Here is a 26,601-nt window from a genome sequence, read left to right on the forward strand (position 1 = left end):
TCACGATAGGCGTTGCAGGATCCCGGTGGTCGAGTGCCCGTCGACGAACGGCAGCAGCCGCACCTGACCGCCGTACGAGTGCACCACCGGCGCCTCCGGCAGGTCGGCCAGGTCGTAGTCGCCGCCCTTGACGTACACGTCGGGGCGCACCCGCGCGACGAGGCGCACCGGCGTGTCCTCCGCGAACTCCACCACGTGATCCACGCACGACAGCGCCGACAGCACGAGCGCCCGGTCGGCGGCGCGGTGCACGGGACGGCCGGGGCCCTTGAGCCGGCGCACCGAGTCGTCGGAGTTCACCGCCACGACGAGCGCGTCCCCGAGGGCGCGCGCCTGCTGGAGGTAGGTGACGTGGCCGGCGTGCAGGATGTCGAAGCAGCCGTTCGTGAAGACGATCCGGTGCCCCGCGGCACGCTGACCAGCGAGGAACGCCTCTAGCGCGTCGTCTGTCATGGCGTGACCTCTACCCGAAAACACTTCAGGGAACCGATTACTGAAAGCGATCACTAGGCGTACCGTCCGTAGTGGTTCCGACATGTGGTCGGTTTTGTGAAGGGTGGTACGAGATGCGGCCCGAGGAGTCACAGCGCTTCGCCGACCGGCGGGAGGCCGGCGCCGAGCTCGCGACCAACCTGCGGACCTACCTGGACGAGGGTGGGATCACCGAACGGCCGCTCATCCTGGGCATGTCGCGCGGCGGGGTACCGGTCGCGGCCGAGATCGCCCGGCAGTTGGACGCCGACCTGGACGTGATCGTCGTGACCCGCATCGGGCTGCCGTGGCGGCCGGAGTTCGGGGTCGGGGCGCTCGCCGAGAAAGGCCCGGCCGTCATCGATCACGACGCTCTCACCAGGGCGAACATCTCCGTCGCCGACCTGACGCCGGTCGTCGCCATGCAGCGCGAGGAGATCATCGGTCAGCTCGAACGCTACCGGGGCGGGCACGGCGTTCCCTCCGTCACCGGGCGGGTCGTCATCGTCGTGGACGACGGGATGCAGACCGGGGTGCGGGCCCGCGCCGCCCTGCGCGCCATCCACGGCGACCTGCCGGCACACCTCGTCTTCGCCACGCCGGTCTGCGCCGCCGAGTCGATGGACCGGCTCGCGATCGAGGCCGACGGGCTGGTCCACGTGCGCTGCCCGTGCTGCTACAACGCCACCGGCCTCTGGTACCGGGACATCCCGGAACTCACCGACGACGACGTGCTCGAGGCGCTGCACTCGGTCTGGGACACCGTTCCGGTCGCCTCGGCGCGCTGAACGGACCGAACGGCCGGGAGCCCGCTGCCCGCACAGGACGGTTGGGTAAAGTTCGCGCCATGACCCGCCTGACCGCCGATGCCACGGCGGCCGAGCCGGGCGATCCGGTGATCCTGCGTCTGACGGGCTCCCTGGACAGCGAAACCTCGCCGGTGCTCCAGGACGCGTTCAACCGGTGTCTGCCCGAGGAGCCCGGCCTGATCGTGCTGGACCTCGGTGCGGCCGACGTGGCGACGGACGCCGTCAGCGCGCTCGCGCGCCTCGCCGACCAGGCCTCGGCCTGGCCGGGTGCGCGCCTCGTGCTCGGCGGCGCGGCACCGGCCGTCACCGCGATGCTCATGGCCGCCGGGCTGACCCAGCGGGTGCCGATGTACCGCTCGGCGGACGAGGCGCTGATGCTGGTGCCGGCCAAGGCGCCGATGCCGGACCGGGTGCTGATGCCGTTGGAGCCCAACATCACCGCCGCCTCGCGGGCCCGCCGGCTCGTCGACCGCTGCTGCGCGGAGTGGGACCTCGCCGCCCTGCGCGACCACGCCCGGCTCGTGGTGACGGAGCTGGTGAGCAACGCCGTCCGGCACGCGCACACGCCGTTGGAGGTGGCGCTGTCGCGGCGTACCGGGGCGGTCGACATCAGCGTGCGCGACCACAGCGGCGCGCTGCCCCGGCCGGGCGGCCCGGTGGCGCCGACCGTCGAAGGCGGGCGCGGGCTGCTGGTGGTGGACCTGCTGTGCCGCGCGTGGGGGGCGACGCCGACGCCGGACGGCAAGGTGGTCTGGGCGACGCTGGAGACGGCCGGGGTCTTCTAGACCAGGACCGCCTCGCGGACCGCGGGCGCGATCTCCGTCGCCCACACCCGCAGGGACGTCTCGTCCTGGGTGCCGCCGCCGGGCGCGAAGAGGGTGAAGCCGGCCGCGCCGTGCTCCAGGACCGCGCCGGTCAGCTCCTCGACCCACTGCGCGACGTCGCCGCCGATCCAGCGGCCCTCGCCGTCGCGGGTGCGTTCGAGCGGCCGGGCGGAGATACGGCCGGGCAGGTTGTAGATCGTGGCGATGTCGCCGGGTTCGCGTCCGGCCGCGGTCGCCGCCGCGTCGATCACCGGCCGGGACTCGCGGTAGCGGGGGCTACGCCAGTCGGCGGCGCGGCCGGGGATCCAGCCGTCGGCGACCCGGCCGGTCGCGGCGAGGGACTTCGGACCGTTGGAGCCGGTCCAGATCGGTGGTGCGGGCACGGGCGCCGGTTCGATGCCGTCGACCCGGTAGTACTTCCCGTGGAACGTCACCGGCCCGCCCCCGCCCGACAGCGCGCGGATCAGCACGACGGCCTCCTCGAAGGCCGCCACCGCGGCGCCGGGCGAGAGGCGTTCGACACCCATGGCGGCGATGCGGTCCCACAGCCCACCGGCACCCATGCCCAGCACGACGCGCCCGCCGGAGAGCGCCGAAAGGGAGGTGACCGTGCGGGCCAGCATCGGCGCCGGGCGGGTCGGCAGGTTGGTCACGTTGGCGAACGCGCTCAGCCGGCGGGTGTGCCCGAGCACGAACGCGACGGCCGCGTAGGCGTCGAGGCGCCCGCCGAAGTAGGGATGGTCCGACAGCGACACGAGATCCAGCCCGTCCGCGTCGGCCCGACCGACGAGCCGCAGCAGTTCCGGAACGTCGTCGATTCCCGTGTGCGCGCCGAATCCGAATACGACCACGTGTGCACCCCCGCGATAGTTCGTGGCGCGAACTGTATTAGTTCGTGGTGCGAACTTCAACGGGGTCGACGAAAACCTCGGGCACGTCGTTGGCGAGCACCACCCGACCCAGCAGACCGGCCAGCGCGTCCCGTTCCGCATCCGCCAGCCCGGCGGGCAACTCCGCGATCCGGCGGCACGTCGCCGCGTAGAACTCCCCCGCGACCCGGCTCCCCCGCGGCGTCAACGACACCCGCACGGCACGCGTGTCCCGCCCGTCCGGCACGCGCCGGACCAGCCCGTTGCGTTCGGTCCGGTCCACCAGGCCGGTGAGGCTCGACTTCGCCAGCCCCAGCACGGCACCCAGGTCGCCCATGCCGTACGGGCCTGCCATCAGCACGCACAGCAACTGTCCCTGCTGCGGGGTCAGGTCGTACTCCCGCGCCGAGCGGGCGTACACGGCGTTCACCAGGAACGACGCCCGCACCAACGCACTCACGACGCCCATCCCGTCGCCGGTCGCGTTCATGTCCCGGACCGTAGCACCGCCCCGTGCACGCGATAGCAGCCCTTGCCCTGCGCCTTCGCGTCGTACATCGCCTGGTCGGCGCGGGCCAGCAACTGATCGCCGCTGACCGCCTCGCCCGACGCGCTCACGGCGACCCCCACGCTGGCCTGCACGGCACCGGCGAGCGCGGTCACGATCCGTTCGGCGATCCGCACGGCGTGGCGCGGGTCGTCGAGCCGTTCCATCAGCACCACGAACTCGTCGCCGCCGAGCCGCGCCACCAGGTCCTTTTCCCGCACGCAGGTACGCAGCCGGGTGGCCGTCTCGATCAGCAGCCGGTCGCCCGCGGCGTGCCCCAGCCCGTCGTTGACCGCCTTGAACCCGTCCAGGTCGATGAGCAGCAGCGCCACCGGACCGGTCGAGTGCTCGAGACGTTCCGTGAAGGCGGCCCGGTTGGCGAGCCCGGTCAGCGGATCCTCGAACGCCTGGCGCCGCAACCCCTCGGTCAGGTCCGCGGTCCGCAGCGCCAGCTCGACCGTGGGCCGCATCGCGCGCACCCCGTGGATGACGTTCTTCGACAGCCGCTGGCCGCCGACCGACGCGAGCACCACGGGACGCTCCCCCTCCAGCCCCAGCGACACCGCGAACCCGTCCGCCGGCGGCGCCTCCCCCTCGGCCGGGGCGACGACGGTCCACCCCCCGTCCCCCTGAACGGCCACCACCATCCGCTCGGCGGGCGTCTCCACCAGCGCCGTGGCGGCCCGGTGCACCGACTCGTAGACCTGTGCGCGGGTGTGCGCGGCGACCAGCGCCACCCCGGCCTGGAGCACGATCGTGTCGCGGGCGACCAGGCGTTCGTAGCGCCCGACGATCGCGGCCACCACGTAGGAGATCAGGCAGCCCCACAGCAGCCCAACGATCCCGGCCGCCGATTCCATGACGGTGGTGCCCGGGTCGATGCCGAACCGCAGCTTGCCCATCACGCAGGCCGTGACGATCGCCTGCACGACGACGCAGTGCAGCAGGCAGCGGCGGGCCGACCCGAAGAGCCCCATCAGGAACACGGTCGTCTGCGCCAGGATCAGCCCGACCTGCAGCGGCCCGTCGACGGCGGAGGCGACCGCGATGATCAGCAGCTGGGTGAGGTGGCTGCTGTTCGTGACCCGACCCCGCCGGTACTGGCGGACCAGCGGCCAGATCATCGCGACCGCCGCGCCGGTGGCGACCAGGTACAGCAGGCTCTCCCCCGTGGCGAGCACCGCGTAGCACCCCACCGCGACCGCCATCGTCGAGGTCGCGGCGATACTGACGAAACGGATGCGCTTCAGCGGGCCCGCCGGCCACCGGATCAGACGGGCGAGCCGTTCGGCGCGGTTCTCCGGTGCCGCGGCGTAGTCCCGATCCATGCTTCGACCATCGGAGGCGGACCGAGCCGCTTGAGCCGATTCTGAGGGAACGCCTACCGCAGCCAAATATCAGTCCAAACGTACGACCAGCGGGCGGTGGTCCGAGACCGGTACCACCGGCGTCGTCACCTCCACGACGCGCCGGTCGACCGTGGGGTCGAGCAGCACGTGATCCAGTTGGATGCGCGGGTCCGGCGACGGGAACGTCGCACCCCCCGCCGCGACCCGCCAGCCGGTGGCGAACCCCGCCACGCGCGCCGGCAGGTTGAGGTCGCCGAGCAGGATCCGCGGGCCGGGCAGCGCGCGCAGGGCACGCACGACGCGGCGCAGCTGGCGGAAGTTCCACCCGGGAACCCAGGACAGGTGCGTGGTCGCCACCGTGTAGCGGCCGGCGGGCGTGCCGATCACGGCGGCCAGCAACACGCGGGGCTCGTCCGGCATGAGCACGATCTTCCCCGGTCCGACCGGCATCGGGGAACGCCCCGGTGCGGCCGGCAGCCGGTGCACCAGCCAGCGTTCGACCGGCCAGCGGGAGGCCAGCGCCACGCCGTACTGCGGCAGGTCGTGCGCCGACTCGGAATCCGTCGCGGCGCGGAACTCCTCGCCGGGCGTTCCCACGACTGCCGGAACGAAGCGGTGCGCGACGGCACCGATCGCCTCGGCCGCGACGGCCGCCAGGTCGTGTCCCCCGCTGCGGGGCTGGTTGCGGTCGACCTCCTGGAGCCCCAGCACGTCGGCGTCGAGCCCGCGGACGGCGTCGCGCAGCCGCTCCGGCTCGACGAGCCCGTCATGCAGCGAACGGCCGTGCAGGATGTTGAAGGTCGCGAGGCGCACGCGCCTACGCTATATGCGCCTGATCACGAAGCCGACAACCGTTGTCATAGCCGACTTTTCTTTTGGAGTTCGTACCGGATAATCGGCGGAATGGGAGCGGGTCACGATCACGGGGCGGATGCGCGGCACGCCGCGGCCTCTTCGATGACGCGCCTGTGGACGGCACTCGGAATCGTTTTCGCCTTCGCCGTCATCGAGGCCGTCGCGGCCTGGTACACGGATTCTCTCGCGCTCGTTTCCGACGCCGGACACATGTTCACCGACGTGCTGGCGCTCGGGATGGCGCTCGCCGCCGTGACCGCCGCGCGCCGCACGACAGCCCGGCACAGCTTCGGCCTGTACCGGCTGGAGGTGCTGGCCGCGCTCGCCAACGCCGTGCTGCTCGTCGGCGTCGCCGGCTGGGTCGCCTGGGAGGCGGCGCACCGCTTCGGCGACCCGCCCGAGCTGCCCACCGGCCCGATGGCCCTGGTCGCGGCCGCCGGGCTGATCGCCAATGTGGTGGCGTTCGCGCTGCTGCGCCAGGGTGCCGAGCACAGCCTCGCCGTCCGCGGCGCCTACCTGGAGGTGCTCGCCGACCTCGCCGGCTCCGTCGGTGTGTTGGTCGCCGCCGGCGTCATCGCGACGACCGGGTGGCGCTGGGTCGACCCGCTGGTGGCGGTGGCCGTGGCGGCGTTCATCCTGCCGCGCACGTGGAAGCTCGCCGGCGCCGCCGTGCGGGTGCTCGTGCAGGCCGCCCCGGCCGGGCTGGACCTGTCGACGGTCCGCGAACGCCTCGCCACCGTGCCCGGCGTACTCGACGTGCACGACCTGCACGTGTGGACGCTCACCACCGGCATGGACGTCGCCAGCGCCCACCTGGCCATCGACCGGGACGCCGACTTCGCGCACGTGCTCGACGGCGCGCGGGAGCTGCTGCACGACGAGTACCACATCGAGCACGCCACCCTGCAGGTCGAACCGGCCGCGGCGGGGAAGGCCTGCGGGCACCCCGGATGGTGAGCGGGGGCATGTCGAAGTGGTCGGTCGAGCCGAGGCGGCGCCTGAGGCCGCCGCAGGCCGGCCAGCCACTTTGACACACCCCCGAGTATCCTCGCAGCGTGTTCTGGACTCCCGGGTGGCTGCTGCGGCACGCTCTCGCGGTCGTCCTGATCGGCGGGTTCCTCGGACTGGGCTGGTGGCAGGTCGGCCGGGCCGCCGAGGGCAACATCCTCAGCTACGGGTACGCCGTCGAGTGGCCGGTGTTCGCGGGGTTCGTGGCGTTCGTCTGGTACCGGGAGGTCAAGCGGGCGCTGGCCGAACGCGCGGCCGCCCGCGGCGACTCGGGTGTGCCGGCGGCCCCGGCCCCGTTGCGGCCCCGGCGGCCCGTGCCCGTACCGGCCGCGCCGGACGACGAGGACCCGCAGCTCGCGGCGTACAACCGCTATCTCGCCTGGCTGGCCGCCAACCCCGACGCGCGGCCGTCGGACTATCGAGGGGACGTGTAGACGGATGGGCTCGGCCCTGACCAGGTTCCGGTACATCGCGTGGATCGTCGGCGTGGTGCTGATCATCCTGATGTTCGTCGCGATGCCGATGAAGTACATCGGGGACGACCCGACGATGGTGCAGCTCGTGAGCCCGGTACACGGGTTCCTCTACATGGTGTACATCGTGGCGGCGTTCATGCTGGCACAGCAGCAGCGGTGGTCGCTCAAGCGCACGATCCTGCTGCTGTTGGCGGGGACGATTCCGGTGCTGTCGTTCGTGGCGGAGCGCTGGGCCACCAACCACGCCCGCGAAGCCGTCCCCGCGTAGCTCTCTTTTTTACGCGGGTCCGCCGGGGGCGCGACCGCTGCCTCCCGGGCCGCACCGCTGCGCTGCCACGCCCGCGTACGGTCACACCGCGATGTGATCGAAGATGTCGGCGTCCGTCTCCCGCTGCCATTCCGGCATCGCCGACCAGTCCGCGACGTACGCGGGCTTCGGGTCGCCGAAATGCGCGTACATCTGGCCGATCCAGCAGAGTGCGACGAATCTGCCCTTCTGCTCGCGGCTCAGTTTCGTCGCGGCACCGTCCGTCACCGCCAGGAATGAGCGAACCTGTTCGTACACCGCTGCTGCGGCCCGGCGCTCCCACTCCGGGGTGTCTTCCCAGGGCGTGACGTACGACGCCTTCGGCTCACCCGGAAAGTGGCGACGCACCCCGGCTATCCACGCCGCACGGAAGATCCGGCCGCCGTCCACGCCCTCGGTCATCGATTCCCCTCACAATCCGGTCACCCCTGATCAGCAATCCGCAGCCTAGACTCAGCCGCGTCGGCTGACCGAGGGAGACCATGCGATGACCGGCGTGACCAATATCGGCGAGCAACTCGGACGCCTACGGACCCAGCGCGGTCTGACGCAGGAGCAATTACACGAACGGTCCGGTGTCTCTGTCGACGTCATCAAAAAGCTGGAACAGGGCACCCGCTCGACATGCCGCATCGGGACTCTGGTGAGCCTTGCCGAAGCGCTGGACGCCAATGTGTCTGTGTTGATCACTCCACGCACCCGGCTGGCGCCACTCGACGAGCACGACCCGGCGCTCGACGCCATCCGACAGGCGGTCACCTGCGGCAGCATCCCCGGATTGGACGAGCCAGACGAGCCGGAGCCGGCCGTCCCGACTCTCGCCGAGGGCGCTGCGACGGCGTGGCGGGTGTGGCAGCGAGGTGACTACTCCACCGTCGCGGCGCTGCTTCCGACGTTTGTCGCCGAGGCACGTCATGCCTGCCGGGACCTGGCCGGTGATGATCGGGTCGAGGCGTTCGGCCACCTCGCGTCCGCCTATGAGACTGCGGCGGGAGTCGCCATCATGCTCGGCATGGACGACCTGGCGTGGCTGGCCGCAGAACGCGCCGTCGCCGCCGGCGAGCAGAGCGGTACCTCCGTCGTCGCCGCCTCGTCCCGCCATTGGGCGGCCTGGATCCTGCGCCGCCAGGGCCGCTACGGCGAGTGCGTCTCGTTGGCGACCCGCGCCGCTGAAGAACACGAGCCGAGCCTGATGCGCGCGAGTGACGCCGAGCTTGCCGTATGGGGCGGGCTGCTCGTGACCGCGTCCGGCGCGGCAGCCCGTGCGGACCGGCCCGAGCAGGCCGACGAGTTGCTGTCCTACGCACGCGGTGCCGCTGCGAGGCTCGGACGGGAACACACCGACCGCTGGTCGGTGTTCGGTCCCCGCCTTCTCGCGCATACGGCGGTCATGAACGCGGTCGAAGGCGGCGATTACGAACGGGCTCTACACCTGGCGGAAACCGTGGACCAGACGCGGGGAACCATGCCGCCGACGTGGGAGGCGCGTTATCTGCTCGGCCTGGCCCAGGCACAGGTCGAACGCCACAAGGACCAATCGGCGGTGCGTCGTTGACTCAGGCGGTCCAGGTGGCACCCGAATGGGTGCGCTATTACCGCCTTGCCCGGGACGTGACATTGGATCTGTGGCAGCGGCCGGTGCGACGCCACAGCAACCAACTCGCCAATGTGGCCCGACACCTCGGACTGCCGAACTAGAAACCATGCTGGGACACTGCGCCCTCCTATGTGCGTTCGGAGGGACAGCCCACGCACCGACGGGGGCACCACGTCCCATCTGCTGGCCGCAGTCCTAGGTGTGGGCACAAGCGGCCCCTTCCGCCCGGATCCCTCCTCAATCGAGAATTGAGTCAATGAGGAGGGACTCATGATTGAGCTGATCGACCCGTGTCTCGGGCAAGGCAATTTTGACCATCCTTGGTGGTGCAATCGCCGATACTGTGGAATGTCGAACCCTGTCCCCTGCCATATGAGTACACCCCGACGAATAAGCGGAGATCGCGCCGGCGGGATCGTAATCACCATGCAGCTTTCCTGCGTGATCGACGAGCCGCTGGAGCTGGCCCCGGTCTCGATCGAACTGGTGATGCGTGATCCGGTCACCGGCAAAGCGGGTCGATTCCTCCTGGACAAAGAGGTCGCATCGCCATTCCACGCGTCACTCGGCGAACTGCTACCGATAACGAGCTAGCCGATGACCCTTGACTCGAAGTGGCCGGAGCGTTCACTGCGCGCCGACGCGCTTCGTAACAGAATTCGAATCCTCGTCGCCGCCGAGACGGTGTTCGCCGCCAAGGGTCCCGCCGCTGCGGTCGAGGATGTCGCCCGCCTCGCGGGAGTCGGCGTCGGCACGGTGTACCGGCACTTCGCGACGAGGGAGGCGCTGCGGGATGCGGTATTCGCCGGCCGGCTGCAACGACTCACCGACCATGCCGAGCACGCGGCGCGCAATCCGATCCGGGACGGGCATTCCTCGACTTCTTCGCCGGAATGGTCGGCGAGAATCCCACCGACAAGCGATTCTCGGACACGCTTGCCCGAGCGGGACAGGACGCAGAGGCAGCCGCGACCCGTCCCGATCACCCGCTGCACGCCGCTCTCGGGCGCCTACTTGACCGCGCCCAACGCTCCGGCCAGGTACGACCGGACGTCGACACCGCCGTTGTCATCGCGGTGATGGTGGGAACGGCCTACGCGCTTCGGCAGGTCGGCCATCATGTCGGCGGACGAACCAGCGCGCTCGCGGTTGTTGTCGACGGGCTGCGCCGAAGTGCTTCGGCGCGAGGCAGACGACGCCGCGAATGGCGGTAGCCCGATGACTGGTCTGAACCCGTTGGTGGAAGTATGTCGATGTGAAAAGTGATGTTTTGCGCCACCGGTTCACCGTGCCCGCACCGCCTGAGGTGGTGCTTTCGCACCTGCTGGAGCCGGCCAGCTACGTGGGGCTCAACGGACTGGTGGTGGCCGTTCGGGACATCCGCGAGGAGGAGGGCAGCATCGCCTACACGGCGATCGAGCGGCTGCCCGTCCTCGGGTTCCACTTCCACAACGCGCTCAGGGTCCGGGTCCGGAGCGAGGAGGGCGGCACGCGGTTCGTCATGGAGGTCGGCGCTCGGGGCGGTGTGCGGGTGAAGGTCGAGACCGATCTGGCGCCCGCACCCGAGGGGTCCGTGGCCGACGACACGATCACCTTGACCGCGGCGGCGCCGGTGCGCAGCTACGCCCGCAGGCAGGCGCGCGCCGGCCAGTTGCAGCGGGCACGCACCCTGGCGGCCCGGCTGGCCTGACCCCAGGATCCGCGATGTCTCGGAGCTGCGGTCCTATGCGGCTTTCTGCAGCGCGGCTTCGGTGCGGGTGCGCAGGGCGGCGGGGTCGACGTTCAGCTCGCTCAGGATCAGGGCGGCCAGGCCCTCGCCCTCGCGGAGCAGGCCGAGCAGGATGTGCTCCGCGCCGATGTGCTTGTGCTTGAGCCGCAACGCCTCCCGCAGCGACAGCTCCAGCACCTTCTTCGCCCTGGGCGAGAACGGGATGTGCCCGCTCGGCCGGCGGCCCATCGGCGCGTCCTTGCCGGTGCCGGGCTGGTCGACGTCGCGCGGGAAGAGTCCGAGGATGCGGCGCGGGCGTTCCGGGGTGGGCGGTGCGAGGTCGACGGGGCCGAAGTTCTGCTCGATGCGGGCGCGCACCTCGTCGATGTCGATGCCGATGGCCTTGAGCGCGTCGGCGTCCTCGATGCCGAGCCAGTCGGCGGCCGGCGGGTCGACCGGCGGGCGGGTGGCGGCGCGGATGCCGGCGTCGATCCGGTCGACCGTCACGCCGGCGTCGAGCAGCACCGTGCCGGCCCGGTCGCCGTAGCGGACCAGCGCCAGGAGCAGGTGCTCGGTGCCGATGATCCGATGGTCGAGCCGGCGCGCCTCCAGTTGGGCGGCGGTCACGACGCTGCGGGCGTCCTGGGTGAATCGCTCGAACATCAGTCTTTCCTCCGGTCGGTCGGGGCCGTGCGGCCGGCGTGCTTCTTGTGCACCGCCTGCTTGCTGACGCCGAGCGCGGTGGCGATCTCCTGCCAGGACCAGCCCTGGGCGCGGGCGTTGTCGACCTGGAGGATCTCCAGCGTCTCGGCGAGGCGGTGCAGGGCCACCACGGCCCGCAGCCCCACCCTGGGGTCTCGGCTGCTGGCCGCTTCGGCGGTGTCCGCTGCTTCCATGGCGTCAACGTACGTTGACAAGACCGCGCTTGTCAACGACGGTTGACGGCGGGCAGACTGGTTCCGTGAAGCTCGTCCTCATGGCCGACACCCACGTGCCGCCCCGCGCCCGCGACCTGCCGCCGCTGCTCTGGGCCGACGTCGAGGCCGCCGACGTCGTGATCCACGCCGGCGACTGGGTCGACGTGCGGCTGCTCGACGCGCTGGAGAGCCGCGCGAAGCGGGTCATCGGCGTCTACGGCAACAACGACGGCCCCGCGCTGCGTGCCCGGCTGCCGGAGATCGCGCGGGTCGAGCTGGAGGGGCTGCGCCTCGCGGTGATCCACGAGACCGGGCAGGCCAAGGGGCGTGAGGCGCGCTGCGCGGCGCTCTTCCCCGACGCGGACGTGCTGGTCTTCGGGCACAGCCACATCCCGTGGGACACCACCGCCGACGGCGGCCTGCGGCTGCTCAACCCCGGTTCGCCGACCGACCGGCGACGCCAGCCCCGGCACACCCACATGCGGGCGGAGATCACCGACGGCCGGCTGACCGCCGTCGAACTGGTCGGCTCACAGCAGGCGGCGCCAGGGGCCGATCCGCACACCCACCCCGGGTGAGGTGTGCACCAGCGGCTCGCCCTCGGGCTTCGGCAGGCCGGCGGCCTCGACGACGTTCTCGTCGAGGTGCACCAGGCGGCCGGTGCGCAGCGGCCACGGGCCGTGCCCCGCCTCGGCCACCACCAGCCCGCGCCGCATCGCCGCGTACAGCCGGAACCGGTAGGTGAGGAAGTACTCCAGCTCGCCCGGTTCGACCGGGTCGCCGGGCACCACCGTCGCGTCGCAGCGGGCGCCCCGCGGGCCGGGCCAGCGGCGGCTCGACCGGTAGCGGTACTCCCCCGGGCCGTGCCGCAGCGCCATCCGCGCCCACAGGTAGGGCAGCCGGTACGCCGACCGTCCGGCCAGCACCGCCGGCATCCGGGCCGCGTCCAGCGAGAAGAACCAGATCCCCTGGGAACCGTCGGGGCCGCTCACGTAGGTGCGGACGTTCGTCTCGGGGAACCGCGACAGCCACGGCACCGGCGGCACGAACGGCGCCCGCACCCGGTCCATCAGAAACGGCACGAGGCCGATCCACGCACTCCCGTCGAACTCCTGCGCGGTCAGCCCCGGCGGCAACAACGCCTGCACCGCCTCGACCGGGTACCGCCAGTGCAGGAACGTCAGATGCCGCCAGTGCTGGAACATGACCGGCCGGGCGACGACCGGCGACTCGGGAGGAGTGATCCGTCGGCCCTCCCTTCCGCCGCTCAGCGCCGGGGAAACACCAGGTGCAGCGCCGTCCCGGCGGACGAGCCGTCGCACAGCGCCACGCTGGCGTGATGCGCGTCGAGAATAGCCTTCACCGCCGCCAGCCCGGCGTCCGGCGCCTCCGCGGGGTCGCCCGCCGCCGGCGAGATCGCGCCCCGGTAGACGTGCTCGTAGAGCTTCGCCGGTTCGCCGCCCGCGCCGGTGTCTTGTAGCTCCATCGTCGGCGCGCCGTCGCCGTGCACCCGGACCCGCACCTTGCCGCCGCGCGGCGTGAACTTCACGGCGTTGAACAGCAGGTGCGCCAGCGCCTGGGCGAGGCGGCGCGGGTCGGCCGACATCGGCGCGGGCGTTCCGGCGTCGATCGACAGCATGATGTCCTTGGCGTCGGCGATCGGCCGCACCTCGCGCACCGCCCACTCGGTGAGCGTCACCAGGTCGACCTCCTGCCGCTGCAGGTCGGGCACGCTGCCGGGCGGGCCGGCGATGGTGAGCAGGTCGTCGAGGAGCCGCACGAGGTCGGGCGCCTGGGCGTGGACGGCCGCGCCGACCCTGGCGGCGACGTCCGGCGGGCAGAACTCCACGTCGCGCAGCACCTCGGCGCAGCGGCGCAGTTCGGCGAGGGGTTCGCGGAGCCGGGAGCCGACCAGCACACCCAGGTCGTCGTGCACCCGGTCGAGCTCGTGCCGCCGGGCGGCCTCGCCGGCTGCGCCCTTCGCGTAGCGCCGCAGTTCGAGCTGGGCGGTGATCTGACTCGCGAGGGCGCGCAGTGCCCGCAACTGGCCGATGGCGAGCCGGCGCGGAACGGCGTCGACGACGCACAGGGCGCCGAGGGCGTGGCCGTTCGTGGTGACCAGCGGTGCTCCGGCGTAGAAGCGGATGCCGGGGTCGTTCATGACGTGCGGGTTCTCCGCGAAGCGGCGGTCGGAGCGGGCGTCCGGGACGACCAGCAGGCCGCGCCCGAGGATCGCGTGCGCGCAGAACGACTCGTCGCGCGGCACGGCTGCGCTGCCCGTGTCGGTGCCGTGCGGCGGCTCCGCCTCCGGGGCGTCGGCACCGCCGCGGGCCAGCACGTCGGCGCGGTCCATCTCGATGAGGGTCACCAGGGAGACCGGCGTGCCGCAGATGCCGGCGGCCAGGTCGGCTATGTCGTCGAGGTCCGGTTCGGCGCGCTCGGGGAGCAGGTCGAGTTCCCGGAGGGCGGAGAGCCGTTCGAGCTCGGTGCTCGGGATCGGAGCGCGCATCACTACCCCCTAGATCGCGAAACAGGCTCACGATACGCGCGCTTCACCCCTTAGGTACGCATATTGACCGCACTGCCGTGGGCCGGCGGGCGGGCGTTCGGGGTGAGTGGGGGCGGGGCCGCGGGGTGGGCGCGGAGGGCGTTCAGGTCGCAGACGCACGTGCCCGGGCGATCGATCGCGGCCGACGCCGCGCGCTGGGCCAGGTCGCCGGCCGCCTCGGGGTCCGCGCCCGCCAGCAGGCCCAGGGTGAACGCCGCCGCGTAGGCGTCGCCGGCGCCGGCCGTCCGGCTCGGCGGGGCCGGGCGGGTGTACGTGCGGTGCGGCGGCCGGCCGGCACGCAGGATCAGCGCGCCGTCCGAGTCGAGCGTCACCGCGGCCACCCGCGCGCCCGTCGCGTGCAGGATGCGCGGGGCGGCGGCGGTGACGGCGTTCGCGCGTTCGGGGCCGTCGAGCGGCTCGACCAGGTCGCCCAGCTCCGCGAAGCTCGGCGTCACCAGGGTCGGGCGCAGCTCGCACCAGCGGGCCGGCGTGTGCGCGTCCACGACCAGCAGCGGCGGCAGGCTCGCGCGTTCGGCCACCAGGTGCCGCAGCACGGTCTGCGAAAGGGTGCCGGCGCCGTAGTCGCAGACGATCAGGGCGTCGGCCGCCGGCAGGCCGGCACACAGGCGGCGGGCGTCGGTGTCGTTCAGCGGGTCCGTGTCGCCCTCGTCCACCCGGGCCAGGATGTGGCCGTCGGCCATGACGCGGCTCTTGGTGAGCGTTCGCCTGCCGGGGATCGTGTGCAGCGCCTCGCGCACGCCGGCCGCGGTGATCCGTCGACACAGCCGTTCGGCGGCCGCGTCGTCGCCGACCGCGCCCACCAGCACCGGCGCGGCGCCCAGGGCGGCCAGGTTCGCGGCCGTGTTCGCCGCGCCGCCGCACGCCTCGGACACGTCGTCCAGATCCACCACCGGCGCCGGCGCCTCGCGGGCCAGCTTCGTCGGGGTGCCGTTCAGCCAGCGGTCCAGCAGCACGTCGCCGAGCACCACCACAGTCGCGCCGCGCCAGCGGGCCGGGTCGACCGTCATCGGCGGACCAGGTCGAGCGCGTCGCCGACCGCCTCCGACACCGGGATGTCGATCAGGAACGACGGCCGGTGCCCGCAGGTCGGCATCCCGCCCCGGCGCGGGTACTCGTCGGTGTTGGCCGGGGCGCCGCACTCCGGGCAGACGTTCGTCCACGAGATCAGCGGCCGGTAGGTCGAACGGTCCACGAACGCGCTGTTGATGAAGTTGCCCACCCAGTACAGGCCGACGACCGGAGCACCGACGGCCGCCGCGAGGTGCAACGGGCCGGTGTCGTTGGCGACCACCACCGCGCTGCGGGCGAGCAGAGCGGCCAGCCCACCGAGGGACAGCGTCCCCGCCAAAGACGTGGCGGGCGCCCGCATCGCCGACACCACCGCATCGGCGAGCGGCGCCTCGGTGCCGGTTCCCGAGACGAAGACCTGGACACCGGCGGCGCGGAGCGCGTCGCCGACGGCCGCGAACCGGTCCGGGGGCCAGCGCCTACGGGGATCGTTGGCACCCGGATGCAGCACGGCGAACGGCGCGTCCGGCACCACCCGCGCCGCCTCGGCCACGTCGCGGTCGGTCAACGCCCACCGCGGCCGGTAGGTGACCGGCGGCGCGCCGACCAGCCCGACGACCTCCAGGTGACGGAACACCTCGGACTGGTAGTAGATGTAGGGAACGGTGCGGTCGAGGGCCGGCGCCCCCTCCGCCCGCAGCCCGGCCGTCACCCGCGCGCCCAGCCCGGCGACCAGCGGATTGCTCTGCGCCCCGCCGCCGTGCAGCTGCACCGCCAGGTCGAACTTCTCCTCGACGGGCCCCGAAGCGAGCACGAACCGATCCACCGGCCCCGGCCGCCCGCTCAGGTCGCGCACGTGCCACTCGGCGCCCAGCAGGACGATCTCGGCGTCCGGATACGCCGCCCGCAGCGACTCCAGGGCCGGCAGGGCGAACACGTAGTCGCCGAGCGCGTTCGCGCGCAGCACGGCAATGCGTTTGACGTCGTCGACGAGCACGTGCGGAGAACTACCCGCTTGTGGCCGAAAGATACTTCGCCCGCCGCACCGGCACCTCGGCCGCCACGAGCGTCAGCACGAACCGGCTCCCGTTCGGCTCGTTCGGCTCGAAGTGCAGCGTGCCGCCGTTCGCCGTGGTGAGCCGGTGCGCGATGTAGAGGCCGAGGCCGGTCCCCGAACGGGTCGGCGCGACCCCGCGTTCGGCCCGGGCGTAGCGCTCGAACAGGTGCGGCACGAACTCCGGCGGCACACCCTCGCCCCGGTCGCACACCGCGATCGCGATCCGGTCGCCGCCCCGCCGCGCGCACACCGCCACCTCGTCGCCGCCGTACTTGCGGGCGTTGCTCAGCAGGTTGACGAGGATGCGCTGCAGGTGCCGGGCGTCGGCGAAGACGGCCAGCCCGCCGTCGGCGTCGACCGGCACCGGCGGACGGCGTTCGGTGTACAGCCCGGCGAGCGCCTGCGCGACGGCGGCGTCCACCCGGATCGGCGCCTGCCGCGGGCGAACGTCGGCGTTGTCCAGCTCGGACAGGGTCAGGATCTCCTCGACGAGCTGCATCATCGTCGCGCCGGCCCCCTTGATCCGGTTCAGGTCGCGCAGCTTCTCCGCCTCGTCGGCGTGCTCCCACGCCTCCAGCAGCAGGCCGCAGTAGCCGTTGATGACGCCGAGCGGCTGCCGCACGTCGTGGCTCAACATCGCCACCAGGTCGGCGGTGCGCTGCTGGGCGGTGCGCAGTTCGCGGTTGGCGGCCTCCAGGTCGCGGGCGTGCTCGGCGAGGGCGGCGCGGCCGCGTTCGCGTTCCTGTTCGAGGCGGCGGCGTTCGCTGATGTCGACCACCTGGGTGGTGAAGTGGACGGGGCGCTCGCGTTCGTCGCGGATGAGCGTGCAGTGCACCAGCACCGGCACGTCGTGCCCGTCGGCGTGCACGTAGCGCTTCTCCGTCACGAAGCCGCGCCGGCGCCGTTCGAGCACGTCGAGGACCAGGTCGCGGCAGCGTTCGCGGTCGTCGGGGTGGGTCAGCTCCTGCCAGTCGGTGCCGAGCAGGTCGCCCTCCGCGCGGCCCAGCATGTCGCAGAGCGCCTGGTTGACGCGGGTCAGCCGGCCCCAGCCGGGTTCGCCGATCATCATGCCGACGAGGGAGTTCTCGAAGATGCCGCGGAATCGGGCCTCGCTGTCGCGCAGCCGCGCCCGTTCGCGGACCCCGGCGGCGGCCGCGAGCGCCGCCACCAGACCCACCAGGCCGATCCCGGTCACCGCCGCGACGCCGCCCCGGGTCGCGCCGGCCACGGGCTGATAGAGGACATCCGTGGGAACGGTGGAGACGAGGCGCCACGGCGTTCCGGCGACGGCCCGCGAGTAGTAGTGCCATTCCCGGTCCGGGCCGGCGAACGTGCCGTCGGCGGCGCGGGCCAGTTCCCCGGAGAGGTTCGGCTCCCGCTCGTGCAGCTTGGTGACGGCGCCGATGCCCTGGTTGGAACCGACGATCGTGCCGGCCGCGTCGACGAGGTAGATGCGGGCCCGGTCGAGCGCGATCGCGTGGGTGAGGTAGGTCCCCAGCGGGCTGGAGCGCACCTCGACGGCGCCGGAGAAGACCCGCCGCCCGCGTTCCGTCTCGTACGGCACGGCGAACGCCACCACGGGCTCCCCGCTCGCCGCCGACGGCACCACGGCCGAGACCGCCGGCCGGTTGGTCCGCAGGGCGTCGCGCAGGTGGTCGTACCGCGTCGTCAGGTCCTGTCCCAGCAGCGTCGGGCTGGGCGGGATCACCTGCATCAGGTGGCCGCGCCCGTCGAGCAGCACCGCCGCCGGATACCCGAACGCCGCCACCGCCCGGGTGAACGTCTCCTGGTCCACGTTCGGGTCGGCGAGGAACTGGGTGGCCTGTGCCCGTTCGCGGGTGATGAGGTCCTCGACGTACGTGCTGACGAACTTCGCGGCGATGCCGACCCGCAGTTCGTAGCGATGACCCAGCTCGTCGCGGCTGTCCCCGCGCACCCAGAACGCGCCGCCGACCGCGCCCAGCATCACCACGAGCCACACGGCCAGCGGCGGAGCGAGGTACCGCCAGCCGGGACGGAGCAAAGACAGCAGCCGCTCCATCCCGCCACTATGGCAAGCATTGCTGACCGATGTGCTCTACTCAGCCAGGTTGCGCCCTTAGTACGGTACGCATCGTGAGTGAGCCGGTACTTACGGAACGAGATCACAGCCCGCCGGACCTGGTTGCCGGTATGCAGGCGGTGCTCGATGTCGTGCCCGGCTCCGTGGGCTACCTGACGCCGATCCTCGACCCCGCCGGTGAGCCCGTCGACTGGCTGATGGCCGCCGTCTCCCCGAACGCCGTGGACCTGTCCGGGCGTCGTGCCCCGGACCTCATCGGGCGGCGGGTGCGCGCCGCCTACCCGGGCATCCACGACACCCCGATCCTGGCGGGATACCGGCGCACCTGGTTCACCGGCGTGGCCGGCACGATCGGGCCGTTCCCGGGGATCCGCCCGCACACCGGCGACACTCCACCGGGCGTGAGCATGCTGCGGTTCGGCCGGGTCGAGGGCGGGCTCATGGTCAGCTGGACCCGGATCGACCTAGACGCGCGGGCCGCACAGCGCCTCGCCGACACCGAACGGATGGGCAAGCTCGGCTACGGCGTCTGGCGCGTCGACGGCCGGATGCCCGACGAGTGGTCGGAGAATCTGTACCGGATCTTCCAGCGTCACCCCGACGAGGGACCCCTGGACTACGACGGCTTCCTCGCGCTGGTGCACGAGGACGACCGGCACATGTTCGACGAGCGGATGGGCGCACTTCTCACGCACGGGGACCGCCTGGACGTGGAGGTGCGCATGGTCCTGCCCGACGGCGACCACCACCTGCGCGTGGTGGCGGAGGTGGCCCGCGACGGCTCCGGGGCGCCGTCGGAGGTGTTCGGGCTGTTGCAGGACAACACGTCGCTGTGGATGAGCAACCGCCGCCTGGTGTCGACCCAGCGCGAACTGCTGGAGCAGCAGCGCCTGCGGGCCGAGGAACTGACCCTGGCCGGCCGCCTCCAGGAGGTCATCCTGCCGGTGCTGCCGGAGCCCATGCCGCTGCCCGGCCTGCGGGTAGCGGTGCGGTACCTGCCGGCCGAACGGGTCGGCCGGGTCGGCGGCGACTGGTACCACACGATGCCGCTGCGGGACGGCTCGGTACTGCTGGCCGTCGGCGACGTCGCCGGGCACGGGCTGCCGGCCGCCGCGGTGATGGCCCAGCTCCGGCACGCCCTGAGCGCGCTCGCCGTCTCCACCGGCGACCCGGCCAAGCTGCTGACCATGCTCAACACCGTCCTGTGCGAACAGGTGTCGCCGCCGACCCTCGCGACGGCCGTGGTGGCCCGCTACAACCCGGTCACCCGTCGGCTGGCGTGGGCCCAGGCGGGCCACCCGCCGTGCCTGCTCTTCCGCGACGGCTTCGGCCACCGGCTGGCCCGCCCGGCCGGCGTGGTCCTGGGCGCCATCCCGGACGCGACGTACCACACGGCCACGACCGGCCTACTGCCCGGCGATCTCCTGCTGATGTACACGGACGGGCTGGTGGAGGGACCGGTGGAGACCGTCGAGGAGGGCATCGACCGGCTCTCGGCGGCGGTGGTCGAGATGCTGCCCGGGCACCCGGACGACGACCTCGCGGCCGCCGTGGTCGACGGCGTGCCGCGGGCCAACCCGCACGACGACACCTGCATCCTGGCCGCCCGCGCGGCCTAGGCGTGTCCTAGTCGAGCGGGCCGCCGGCGACGTAGATGACCTGGCCGGAGATGAACCCGGCGTCGTCGCCCGCGAGGAACGCCACCAGTGCGCCGATGTCGTCGGGCGTGCCCACCCGGCGTACCGGGATCCGCGCCGCCGACGCCTTCTGGAACTCCTCGAAGTCCACGCCCATCCGGGCCGCTGTCGCGGCGGTCATCTCGGTGGCGATGAACCCGGGCGCGATCGCGTTGGCCGTCACGCCGAACTGGCCCAGTTCGATCGCGAGCGTCTTGGTGAACCCCTGCAGGCCGGCCTTCGCCGCCGAGTAGTTCGCCTGCCCGCGGTTGCCGAGGGCGGAGCTGCTCGACAGGTTGACGATCCGGCCGAACCGCTGCTCCACCATGTGCGACTGGCAGGCCCGGCTCATCAGGAACGCCCCCTTGAGGTGCACGCCCATGACCGTGTCCCAGTCGTCGTCGGTCATCTTGAAGAGCAGGTTGTCGCGCAGCACACCCGCGTTGTTGACCAGAACGGCCACCGGCCCGAACTCGGCGACGACCCGCTTCACGGCCGCGTCGACCTGGGCGGGATCGCTGACGTCGGCACCGACCGCGACGGCCTTGCCGCCGGCGGCGGTGATCGCCTCCACGGTCTCCCGGCCGCCGTCCTCGGTCAGGTCGACCACTCCGACCGCGTGGCCGCTCGCGGCGAGGCGACGCGCGGCGGCCGCCCCGATCCCGCGGGCCGCTCCGGTGACGATCGCGACGCGCTGACTCATCCCACGCACTCCCCACTGCTCCGGCACACCGTTTCGATTACCCCACGGTAACCTCCCGGGTGCTCCGGTCAGGCGGCGGCCGTCGCCCGTTGCAGCGCGTGCCGGCAGACGGTGAGCAGCGCGTCCCGGACGGACTGCCGCGACCGCGCGTCGAACGTCGTCAGCGGCGTGTCGCCGTTGACGGCCAGCGCCCAGCGGACCTCCTCCAGCGAGTGCGCGAGCCGGCCGTGGAACAGGTTCACCGCGATGACGAACGGGATCCGCGCCTGTTCGAAGTAGTCGACGGCCGGGTAGCAGTCGTCCAGCCGGCGGGTGTCGACGATGACCAGCGCGCCGAGCGCACCCACGCAGATGTCGTGCCACATGAACCCGAACCGGTCCTGCCCCGGCGTCCCGAACAGGTACAGCTTGAGCCCCTGGTCGAGTCGGATGGTGCCGAAGTCGATCGCGACCGTGGTGGTGGTCTTGTCCGGCACGTCGCCGGTGCGGTCGACGTGCGCGGCCACGTCCGTCATCGCCGCCTCGGTGGTCAGCGGCGGCGTGTCGGAGATGACCCCGACCGTGGTGGTCTTGCCGACGCCGAACCCACCGGCGACCACGATCTTGATGGGAGTCGGCGCCGCCGGCTCATGCGATTGCGGATAGCCCACGGATCACCCTTTCGATCATTGCGGGGTCGGTGGCCGCCGCCCGCTGCGGCCGCAGCACCCGCAGGTGCCCGGCGGCCGCCAGGTCCGCGACGAGCACCCGGACCACCTGGAGATGCAGGTGCAGCAGCGCACCGAGTTCGGCCACCGAGACCGGGTCGTGCGCCAGGTTGACGACCTCGCGGTGCTCGAAGCGCAGCGCGTGCGGCGCGGCGATCACGGCACCGTCGGCGACCACCTGCGCCTCCAGTGCGAGCGTCGGATCCACCGGCGCCGTGCGGCCCCCGGTCATCTGGTACGGGCGCAGGCGCGGGGCGTCGTCCGCGTCGAGGTACGCCTGGGCTCCCGGGTCGTCCGGCAGCGGACGGGATGCGTCCGCATGTCGCATGTACGGGGGCAGTCGCCGCCCTGCACCGTCGGCCTCGGTCATCTCAGACCGCCGCGACGGTGTTCTTCAGTTCGTCGATGAGCTGCGGGGTGAGCACGCGACCGGCCCGGTTGGCGAAGACCGCCATCTCGTAGGCGATCGTGCCGAGGTCGGCCTGCTTGGTGGCGAGCACGCCCAGCGCGGAGCCGGAGGAGATCGTCGCCACGAGCAGGTAACCGGACTCGAAGTCGATGATCACCTTGTTCGTGAAGCCGAGCTGGTACAGCCGCGAGGCGCCGCCGGCCAGGCTGGTGATGGCCGAGGTGATGGCGGCGAAGCGTTCGGCGTCGTCGCGGCTGCTGTTGGTGGCCATGGCGATCAGCAGGCCGTCGGAGGAGACCGCGATGGCGTCCGACACGCCCGCCGTCTCCACGGCGAACCGGTCGAGCAGCCAGTTGAAGCTGCGGGCTTCCGGAGATGCGATGGTCATCGTCGCTCCACATCCTGGGGCTCGGATCCTGCCTGGACCCGCCCGACGAACTCTGGTTGCTGAAGATCCTGTTGCTCGCCGCGGGCGAAGCCCGCGACCAACGTGTCGATTGCCCGCGCCTCGGCCTCGGGGTCCCGGTCGACCGGCCCGGACGACGGCGGCGGCGGGACCGCCGACCCGCGACCCGCCGCGGGACCGCCCCGGCCGGGGCCGTCCGGCAGGCGCAGCTCCTCGGCGAGGTTCGCGCCGGGCACGCGCCGGCTCAGTCCACCGGCGGCGGCCGGTGGCGGCACCGCGGCCCGCCCGGCCGACGGCGGTGCCGGTGCCGCGGGCGCGCCGCCGGCCGGCAGCGGCCACTGCCGCGGCGGGGCGTTCGTCGCCGGTGGGTTCGGCGCCGGCGCCGGTGCGGCCGTCCGTTCGAAGATCCCGGGCATCTGTGGCATCGGCGGTATCGGGCGACCGGCCCCGGCGGGTGGTGGGCTGAGGTCCGGCGGCCGCATCGCTCCGCCGGGCGGTGTGGCGATTCCCCGGGCGAACCCGGTGGTGAACGCCTCCGCCTCGGCCCGCGCGGCGGCCGGATCGACCTCGACGGTGTTCTCCCGCTCGCTCGCCGGCGCGAACGTGCCCTTCGGCAGGTTCCGTCCGGGAACGCGGCGGGTCAGGCCGCTCGGGCTGGACTCGACGGCCGGCGGCGCGTCGGGAGCCCGGTCGGCCGGCATCGACTCCGGCGAACGGCGCGGCCCCGGCACCGCGGCCCGGCCGGTCGCCGGTACCCCGCCGTTCAGCGGGCCGGTCGTCGTCAGCGGCGCGGCCGTCGCCGGCGGCGGGGGTGCGATCGCCATCGGCTGCGGCGCGGCGGGGATCGGGGGCAGCGGCGCGAGCAGGGCGATCGGCTCCGCCTCGTCCAGCAGCGCCGGGCTCAGCTCCGGCAGCGCCGCCGCCGGCACGACCTCCTCCTCGCCGAACCAGGCGAACTGGCCACGCACCGAGGTCGCCTGCATCGCGCGGGTGGTGTGATCCGGCGTCGGCAGCGCGCCCACCGGCTGCCGGACGGCCTGTCGCACACCCCGCGCCTGCGGAACCGGCGCCACCGGGCCGGACGCGGTGGTCAGCAGCCGGGCCGGGATGTCGACGTGCACGGTGACGCCGTGCGGCGCGGTGGGGCGCAGCGTGACCGCGAGCCCGTGCCGGCGGGCCAGCCGCCCGACCACGAACAGGCCGAGCACCTGGGTCGGCGCCACGTCCAGGCGTTCGCGCTCGACCAGCCGGCGATTTTCGGCCGCGAACTGCGCCTCGTCCATGCCGATGCCGGTGTCCACGATCGTCAACCGGCACCCGTCCGCCGTCAGGCCCACCGCCACGGTCACGGGCGACGGCGGCGGCGAGTACGACACCGCGTTGTCCAGCAGCTCCGCCAGCAGCAGGATCAGGTCCGGCACGACACCCGGCACGGCGGCCACGTCGACGACGTCCGTCAGCTGTACCCGCGCGAACTGCTCGATCTCGGCCGCACCGGCACGCACCGCGTCGGCCAGGCGCATCGGGCTCGCCGGGTTGTCGTCGGCCACACCGGAGACCACGAGCAGCGCGGAGGCGCTGCGGCGCAGGCGGGTGGCGACGTGGTCGAGCCGGTACAGCCGGTCCAACAGCTGCGGGTCCTGCTGCTGGCGTTCGAGCACGTCGATCAGGTTGAGCTGCCGGTCGGCCAGGTTACGGGTGCGCCGCGCGACGGTCGCGAACATCGCCGACACGTTGCGCCGCGTGGTGACCTGCCGTTCGAGCAGGGCGGCGGCGGCGTTCTGCACCTGGTTGAACGCGGCCGCCAGGTCAGCCACCTCGCCGGGGCCGGTGGTGGGCACCGCGCGGAGCTGTGGTGGCGCGTCGGAGTCGGAGTCGGAGTCGCTGACCCGTTCGAGCTCCCGGCCGGTGGCGGCGGCCACGGCGACGGCCGCGTCGTTGAGGCGCGACAGCGGCACCGCGATCGAACGCGCGCCGGCCGCCGCGAGACCGGCGACGAGCAGCACCAGCAGCAGGGCCAGCCCACCGACCAGGATCGCCGTGGTGCGTGCGCTGTCCGAGGCGGCCCCCGACTCGTCGAGAATCTTCTGCGCGACCTGGTCGACGATCTGGCGGCGCAGGTTGCTGTACGTCTCGACCGCCTGCGCGAGGCCGGCGACGACGGAGTTCCGCTGGGGACCGGTGGGCGCGGCGGTCTCGGCGAAGATCACCTGTGCCTGTTCGACCACGGACTCGGCGGCGCGGCTGTTCTGCGCGGCCGACAGCAGGCGCAGGTGCTCGTTGCGGGCCAGGGCCGAGAAGCGGCCGGTGTTGACGCGTTCGGCGGTGCGCGAGTCGGCGTACAGCAGCTGGCCGCCCTGCGGCTCGGTGACGGCCACGATCGCCGCGGCGCCGGCGCGGGTGGCGTGCTCGTTGGCGCGCAGCAGCTCGTCGAGCGGGGCGAGCGGCGGTTCGGACGCCTCCCGGCCGATCGGCGCCGGCATGGCGTCCAGCATGGCGGCGGTGGCCTGGCTGTAGAGCAGGTGCACGGTCTGGCCGTACACCTCGCCGCCGAGCACGAGCCGGCGCACCACGCCGAGGAGTGCGGCGAGCCGCTCGGCGCCGTCCTTCAGCCGCGGGTCGCTCTTGCGGGCGGCCTCCAGCGCGGCGTCCACGCGCAGGCGCTGCTTGGTCAGCGTGACCGTGTCGCCGGTGCGCGTGGCGAGGTCGACGATGGCGAGCAGGCGTTCCCGCTGCACCTCGTCCATCAGGACGGAGATCGCCTGGCGGGACCGCGTCTCGGCGGAGATCTGATTGGCCGCCTCGACCTGGTCCACCCGTTCGATCACGACCGGAACGGCGAGTCCGATCACCGCGAGCAGCGGGATCAGCACGAGGAGGGCAAGCCTGGAGGCGACGCGCAGACGGGCGAAGCGTCGACGCGCTCCGGCTAACACCGGGCACCCACCGGCACGCCCGCCAAGCCGTCGCCGCCCGCGGCCCTCCTCCAGCCCGCGCTGGAATCCCGATCCGGGGCTGCCAATGTCGCCTCCGCTCGCCGGACGGCCCGCCGTAGGTCGTTGGTCCGCGCCGCCAAATGCGGGACGTAACGAGGCAGGGCTGAGTCCGGGTCCCCTGTGTTACCCGACCGTGGGTGAATCTACGGGTAACGGACAGGGACCGGTCAACAGCGAATGCCATACATCGGCCGATCGTCCCGTCGGGGGCCATCCGAACATCGCATCCGCGGCCACACAGAGCGACAACAGCGCGTGTACAAGCCGGACCGTCGCCGTTATACGTAGCTGAAACAGGCATTCGTAGCATTAGCCGCGTTGTCGGCCGGCCGGATCCTGGTTCGCGGCGATTTTTCCGCGTCGGGTAACCGACCGGCGATTGCACGAGACGCTCCGGAGCCATACTCTTATCCATCGAGGCCGGCACTTTCCCCCGTGAGTGCCGGCCTCCCTATGTTTCTGAAAAGTCGCCGCACGCGCACTACATTCAGTGCTTGCCGCAATTCATTGAGTAATCGGAAATGAGGCGGGCATGGCGGAAGAGATTGCGATCTCAGATCAGCCCGAGCGGCACCGGTACGAGATCACCGTCGACGGCGCGCTTGTGGGCCACGCCGACTATCTCCCCCGCGACGGCTTCCTGATCTTCACGCACACCGAGGTCGACAAGGCGTACGGCGGGCGCGGGCTCGCCGGCCGGCTCGCGGCGTTCGCGCTCGACGACGTGCGCGCGCGGGGGCTACGCCTCGCGGCCCAGTGCCCCTACATCGCGAAGTACGTCGACACCCACCCGGCCTACGCGGACCTGCTGGTCGACTAGCTGCTGCTGCTCGAGCAGGACGAGCTGCTGGAGCTGGAGCACGACGACGAGCTCGACGAGCAGGACGAAGACGAGCTGGAGCAGGACGAGGACGACGAGCCGCAGCTCGACGACGAGTGGTGATGGTGGTCGTGACCGCCGTGGTGGTTGTGGTGGTGCGGGTCGTTGCTCCAGGACCACCCGGAGGAGCCGTCCGGCGTCCACGACGACCAGTCGTGCGAGGACGACGAGGACGACCCGCCGCGCGAGACCCGGTGGCCTCCGCCGGGAAACCCGGAGAAGACGCCGGAGACCGCGCGTCGCACCGTGCGCGTCACCACGAAGAGGATGATCCCCGTCAGCAACAGCGTGAAGAGGATGATCCCGACCGGCAGCAGCCACAACCATTCCATGCCCGGGAGCGTAGGACTCGCGCGCTACCTGGTAATAGGCCCGGGACGGTAACGACCGC

29 protein-coding genes and 3 pseudogenes are annotated in these 26,601 nt (G+C 72.4%); 13 read left to right on the top strand and 19 right to left on the bottom strand.

Annotation, left to right across the window (positions count from 1 at the left end):
* Positions 1-444 (bottom strand): annotated as a pseudogene (gene rfaE2 / locus Val02_RS27800) (D-glycero-beta-D-manno-heptose 1-phosphate adenylyltransferase); the annotation flags it as partial.
* A gap of 122 nt (positions 445-566) precedes the next feature.
* On the opposite strand from rfaE2, the gene Val02_RS27805 reads away from it, so the two are divergent.
* Both Val02_RS27805 and Val02_RS27810 read left to right on the top strand, forming a co-directional pair.
* Positions 567-1,259 (top strand): phosphoribosyltransferase, encoded by a 693-nt coding sequence (locus Val02_RS27805; RefSeq protein ID WP_203902186.1) that lies wholly within the window; start codon positions 567-569, stop codon positions 1,257-1,259.
* A 59-nt stretch (positions 1,260-1,318) separates the two neighbouring features.
* On the top strand, positions 1,319-2,065 hold the full coding sequence (locus tag Val02_RS27810; protein WP_203902187.1) for an ATP-binding protein: 747 nt from the start codon (positions 1,319-1,321) through the stop codon (positions 2,063-2,065).
* Here the strand turns inward: Val02_RS27810 and Val02_RS27815 are convergent.
* The 4 genes from Val02_RS27815 to Val02_RS27830 form a co-directional block, all read right to left on the bottom strand.
* Positions 2,062-2,955, bottom strand: a complete 894-nt coding sequence (locus Val02_RS27815; protein WP_203902188.1) for an LLM class flavin-dependent oxidoreductase — start codon at positions 2,953-2,955, stop codon at positions 2,062-2,064. The genes Val02_RS27810 and Val02_RS27815 overlap by 4 nt on opposite strands.
* A gap of 37 nt (positions 2,956-2,992) precedes the next feature.
* The gene (locus Val02_RS27820) at positions 2,993-3,463 is read right to left on the bottom strand and encodes a MarR family winged helix-turn-helix transcriptional regulator (protein WP_203902189.1); all 471 of its coding nucleotides are present in this window, start codon (positions 3,461-3,463) and stop codon (positions 2,993-2,995) included.
* Positions 3,460-4,848 carry a GGDEF domain-containing protein gene (locus tag Val02_RS27825; protein WP_203902190.1) on the bottom strand — a complete coding sequence of 463 codons (1,389 nt, stop codon included), beginning with the start codon at positions 4,846-4,848 and terminating at the stop codon, positions 3,460-3,462. Before Val02_RS27825 ends, Val02_RS27820 begins: the two co-directional genes overlap by 4 nt.
* Positions 4,849-4,917: 69 nt before the next feature.
* Positions 4,918-5,682, bottom strand: a complete 765-nt coding sequence (locus tag Val02_RS27830) for an endonuclease/exonuclease/phosphatase family protein (protein ID WP_203902191.1) — start codon at positions 5,680-5,682, stop codon at positions 4,918-4,920.
* A gap of 90 nt (positions 5,683-5,772) precedes the next feature.
* On the opposite strand from Val02_RS27830, the gene Val02_RS27835 reads away from it, so the two are divergent.
* The 3 genes from Val02_RS27835 (at position 5,773) to Val02_RS27845 (ending at position 7,476) form a co-directional block, all read left to right on the top strand.
* Complete coding sequence (locus tag Val02_RS27835) at positions 5,773-6,681, top strand: cation diffusion facilitator family transporter (protein WP_203902192.1); 909 nt, start codon at positions 5,773-5,775, stop codon at positions 6,679-6,681.
* Between the two features lie 98 nt (positions 6,682-6,779).
* On the top strand, positions 6,780-7,166 hold the full coding sequence (locus Val02_RS27840; protein WP_203902193.1) for a hypothetical protein: 387 nt from the start codon (positions 6,780-6,782) through the stop codon (positions 7,164-7,166).
* A gap of 4 nt (positions 7,167-7,170) precedes the next feature.
* On the top strand, positions 7,171-7,476 hold the full coding sequence (locus Val02_RS27845; protein ID WP_203902194.1) for a DUF3817 domain-containing protein: 306 nt from the start codon (positions 7,171-7,173) through the stop codon (positions 7,474-7,476).
* Between the two features lie 81 nt (positions 7,477-7,557).
* On the opposite strand, the gene Val02_RS27850 is transcribed toward Val02_RS27845, so the two are convergent.
* Positions 7,558-7,917: a hypothetical protein gene (locus tag Val02_RS27850; RefSeq protein ID WP_203902195.1), complete on the bottom strand. Its 360-nt coding sequence runs from the start codon at positions 7,915-7,917 to the stop codon at positions 7,558-7,560.
* A gap of 85 nt (positions 7,918-8,002) precedes the next feature.
* Between Val02_RS27850 and Val02_RS27855 the strand changes: the two genes are divergently transcribed.
* From Val02_RS27855 to Val02_RS27870, 5 genes and pseudogenes are all read left to right on the top strand, one after another.
* Positions 8,003-9,070 carry a helix-turn-helix domain-containing protein gene (locus Val02_RS27855; RefSeq protein ID WP_203902196.1) on the top strand — a complete coding sequence of 356 codons (1,068 nt, stop codon included), beginning with the start codon at positions 8,003-8,005 and terminating at the stop codon, positions 9,068-9,070.
* Positions 9,071-9,382: 312 nt separating this feature from the next.
* The gene (locus Val02_RS27860; protein ID WP_203902197.1) at positions 9,383-9,706 is read left to right on the top strand and encodes a hypothetical protein; all 324 of its coding nucleotides are present in this window, start codon (positions 9,383-9,385) and stop codon (positions 9,704-9,706) included.
* A 3-nt stretch (positions 9,707-9,709) separates the two neighbouring features.
* A pseudogene (locus Val02_RS48720) lies at positions 9,710-9,853 on the top strand (TetR/AcrR family transcriptional regulator); the annotation flags it as partial.
* A gap of 152 nt (positions 9,854-10,005) precedes the next feature.
* On the top strand, positions 10,006-10,326 hold the full coding sequence (locus Val02_RS48725; protein WP_373317959.1) for an SbtR family transcriptional regulator: 321 nt from the start codon (positions 10,006-10,008) through the stop codon (positions 10,324-10,326).
* Positions 10,327-10,400: 74 nt separating this feature from the next.
* Positions 10,401-10,802 carry a hypothetical protein gene (locus Val02_RS27870; protein WP_203902199.1) on the top strand — a complete coding sequence of 134 codons (402 nt, stop codon included), beginning with the start codon at positions 10,401-10,403 and terminating at the stop codon, positions 10,800-10,802.
* Positions 10,803-10,853: 51 nt separating this feature from the next.
* Here the strand turns inward: Val02_RS27870 and Val02_RS27875 are convergent.
* Together Val02_RS27875 and Val02_RS27880 are read right to left on the bottom strand one after the other, a co-directional pair.
* Positions 10,854-11,483, bottom strand: a pseudogene (locus Val02_RS27875) (Clp protease N-terminal domain-containing protein); the annotation flags it as partial.
* Positions 11,483-11,716, bottom strand: a complete 234-nt coding sequence (locus tag Val02_RS27880) for a hypothetical protein (RefSeq protein WP_203902201.1) — start codon at positions 11,714-11,716, stop codon at positions 11,483-11,485. The gene Val02_RS27880 and the pseudogene Val02_RS27875, both read right to left, overlap by 1 nt.
* A gap of 65 nt (positions 11,717-11,781) precedes the next feature.
* On the opposite strand from Val02_RS27880, the gene Val02_RS27885 reads away from it, so the two are divergent.
* A complete protein-coding gene (locus Val02_RS27885) occupies positions 11,782-12,315 on the top strand; it encodes a metallophosphoesterase family protein (protein WP_203902202.1) in 534 nt (177 codons plus the stop codon).
* Here Val02_RS27885 and Val02_RS27890 read toward each other — a convergent pair.
* From Val02_RS27890 to Val02_RS27910, 5 genes are read right to left on the bottom strand one after another with little or no spacing between them, the layout of a single operon-like run.
* On the bottom strand, positions 12,268-13,059 hold the full coding sequence (locus Val02_RS27890; protein ID WP_239153382.1) for a YqjF family protein: 792 nt from the start codon (positions 13,057-13,059) through the stop codon (positions 12,268-12,270). The two genes, Val02_RS27885 and Val02_RS27890, sit on opposite strands and share 48 nt — an antisense overlap.
* Positions 13,005-14,246 carry a GAF domain-containing sensor histidine kinase gene (locus tag Val02_RS27895; protein ID WP_203902204.1) on the bottom strand — a complete coding sequence of 414 codons (1,242 nt, stop codon included), beginning with the start codon at positions 14,244-14,246 and terminating at the stop codon, positions 13,005-13,007. Before Val02_RS27895 ends, Val02_RS27890 begins: the two co-directional genes overlap by 55 nt.
* A gap of 50 nt (positions 14,247-14,296) precedes the next feature.
* Positions 14,297-15,313: a bifunctional heptose 7-phosphate kinase/heptose 1-phosphate adenyltransferase gene (locus tag Val02_RS27900; RefSeq protein ID WP_203902205.1), complete on the bottom strand. Its 1,017-nt coding sequence runs from the start codon at positions 15,311-15,313 to the stop codon at positions 14,297-14,299.
* Complete coding sequence (locus Val02_RS27905) at positions 15,310-16,311, bottom strand: glycosyltransferase family 9 protein (RefSeq protein ID WP_239153383.1); 1,002 nt, start codon at positions 16,309-16,311, stop codon at positions 15,310-15,312. Before Val02_RS27905 ends, Val02_RS27900 begins: the two co-directional genes overlap by 4 nt.
* A 10-nt stretch (positions 16,312-16,321) precedes the next feature.
* Positions 16,322-18,412 (bottom strand): sensor histidine kinase, encoded by a 2,091-nt coding sequence (locus Val02_RS27910; RefSeq protein ID WP_203902206.1) that lies wholly within the window; start codon positions 18,410-18,412, stop codon positions 16,322-16,324.
* Between the two features lie 74 nt (positions 18,413-18,486).
* Here Val02_RS27910 and Val02_RS27915 point away from each other — a divergent pair, with 74 nt between their 5' ends.
* Positions 18,487-20,052, top strand: a complete 1,566-nt coding sequence (locus Val02_RS27915; protein WP_203902207.1) for a PP2C family protein-serine/threonine phosphatase — start codon at positions 18,487-18,489, stop codon at positions 20,050-20,052.
* A 7-nt stretch (positions 20,053-20,059) separates the two neighbouring features.
* Here Val02_RS27915 and fabG read toward each other — a convergent pair whose 3' ends face one another.
* The 5 genes from fabG to Val02_RS27940 all read right to left on the bottom strand — a co-directional run bounded on the left by fabG (position 20,060) and on the right by Val02_RS27940 (position 25,270).
* The gene (fabG, locus tag Val02_RS27920) at positions 20,060-20,812 is read right to left on the bottom strand and encodes a 3-oxoacyl-ACP reductase FabG (protein WP_203902208.1); all 753 of its coding nucleotides are present in this window, start codon (positions 20,810-20,812) and stop codon (positions 20,060-20,062) included.
* A gap of 68 nt (positions 20,813-20,880) precedes the next feature.
* A complete protein-coding gene (locus tag Val02_RS27925; RefSeq protein ID WP_203902209.1) occupies positions 20,881-21,462 on the bottom strand; it encodes a GTP-binding protein in 582 nt (193 codons plus the stop codon).
* Entirely contained in the window at positions 21,440-21,847 is a 408-nt protein-coding gene (locus tag Val02_RS27930) for a DUF742 domain-containing protein (RefSeq protein WP_203902210.1), read from the bottom strand. Before Val02_RS27930 ends, Val02_RS27925 begins: the two co-directional genes overlap by 23 nt.
* A 43-nt stretch (positions 21,848-21,890) precedes the next feature.
* Positions 21,891-22,316, bottom strand: coding sequence for a roadblock/LC7 domain-containing protein (locus Val02_RS27935; protein ID WP_203902211.1), 426 nt, complete (start codon positions 22,314-22,316; stop codon positions 21,891-21,893).
* A complete protein-coding gene (locus tag Val02_RS27940; protein WP_203902212.1) occupies positions 22,313-25,270 on the bottom strand; it encodes a sensor histidine kinase in 2,958 nt (985 codons plus the stop codon). Before Val02_RS27940 ends, Val02_RS27935 begins: the two co-directional genes overlap by 4 nt.
* A 592-nt stretch (positions 25,271-25,862) precedes the next feature.
* On the opposite strand from Val02_RS27940, the gene Val02_RS27945 reads away from it, so the two are divergent.
* The gene (locus Val02_RS27945) at positions 25,863-26,150 is read left to right on the top strand and encodes a GNAT family N-acetyltransferase (protein WP_203902213.1); all 288 of its coding nucleotides are present in this window, start codon (positions 25,863-25,865) and stop codon (positions 26,148-26,150) included.
* On the opposite strand, the gene Val02_RS27950 is transcribed toward Val02_RS27945, so the two are convergent.
* Complete coding sequence (locus Val02_RS27950; RefSeq protein ID WP_203902214.1) at positions 26,147-26,542, bottom strand: hypothetical protein; 396 nt, start codon at positions 26,540-26,542, stop codon at positions 26,147-26,149. The two genes, Val02_RS27945 and Val02_RS27950, sit on opposite strands and share 4 nt — an antisense overlap.
* Positions 26,543-26,601: the final 59 nt, after the last annotated feature.

Source organism: Virgisporangium aliadipatigenens (assembly GCF_016863615.1).
In the GTDB taxonomy this organism is placed as follows: domain Bacteria; phylum Actinomycetota; class Actinomycetes; order Mycobacteriales; family Micromonosporaceae; genus Virgisporangium; species Virgisporangium aliadipatigenens.

Coding starts and splice junctions, on each gene's coding strand:
- Val02_RS48725 (WP_373317959.1), top strand. CDS start 10,006: ATGGTCGGCGAGAATCCCACCGACAAGCGATTCTCGGACACGCTTGCC.
- Val02_RS27810 (WP_203902187.1), top strand. CDS start 1,319: ATGACCCGCCTGACCGCCGATGCCACGGCGGCCGAGCCGGGCGATCCG.
- Val02_RS27845 (WP_203902194.1), top strand. CDS start 7,171: ATGGGCTCGGCCCTGACCAGGTTCCGGTACATCGCGTGGATCGTCGGC.
- Val02_RS27880 (WP_203902201.1), bottom strand. CDS start 11,716: ATGGAAGCAGCGGACACCGCCGAAGCGGCCAGCAGCCGAGACCCCAGG.
- Val02_RS27855 (WP_203902196.1), top strand. CDS start 8,003: ATGACCGGCGTGACCAATATCGGCGAGCAACTCGGACGCCTACGGACC.
- Val02_RS27950 (WP_203902214.1), bottom strand. CDS start 26,542: ATGGAATGGTTGTGGCTGCTGCCGGTCGGGATCATCCTCTTCACGCTG.
- Val02_RS27910 (WP_203902206.1), bottom strand. CDS start 18,412: ATGGAGCGGCTGCTGTCTTTGCTCCGTCCCGGCTGGCGGTACCTCGCT.
- fabG (WP_203902208.1), bottom strand. CDS start 20,812: ATGAGTCAGCGCGTCGCGATCGTCACCGGAGCGGCCCGCGGGATCGGG.
- Val02_RS27825 (WP_203902190.1), bottom strand. CDS start 4,848: ATGGATCGGGACTACGCCGCGGCACCGGAGAACCGCGCCGAACGGCTC.
- Val02_RS27900 (WP_203902205.1), bottom strand. CDS start 15,313: ATGACGGTCGACCCGGCCCGCTGGCGCGGCGCGACTGTGGTGGTGCTC.
- Val02_RS27805 (WP_203902186.1), top strand. CDS start 567: ATGCGGCCCGAGGAGTCACAGCGCTTCGCCGACCGGCGGGAGGCCGGC.
- Val02_RS27835 (WP_203902192.1), top strand. CDS start 5,773: ATGGGAGCGGGTCACGATCACGGGGCGGATGCGCGGCACGCCGCGGCC.
- Val02_RS27850 (WP_203902195.1), bottom strand. CDS start 7,917: ATGACCGAGGGCGTGGACGGCGGCCGGATCTTCCGTGCGGCGTGGATA.
- Val02_RS27945 (WP_203902213.1), top strand. CDS start 25,863: ATGGCGGAAGAGATTGCGATCTCAGATCAGCCCGAGCGGCACCGGTAC.
- Val02_RS27860 (WP_203902197.1), top strand. CDS start 9,383: ATGATTGAGCTGATCGACCCGTGTCTCGGGCAAGGCAATTTTGACCAT.
- Val02_RS27930 (WP_203902210.1), bottom strand. CDS start 21,847: ATGCGACATGCGGACGCATCCCGTCCGCTGCCGGACGACCCGGGAGCC.
- Val02_RS27895 (WP_203902204.1), bottom strand. CDS start 14,246: ATGCGCGCTCCGATCCCGAGCACCGAGCTCGAACGGCTCTCCGCCCTC.
- Val02_RS27935 (WP_203902211.1), bottom strand. CDS start 22,316: ATGACCATCGCATCTCCGGAAGCCCGCAGCTTCAACTGGCTGCTCGAC.
- Val02_RS27820 (WP_203902189.1), bottom strand. CDS start 3,463: ATGAACGCGACCGGCGACGGGATGGGCGTCGTGAGTGCGTTGGTGCGG.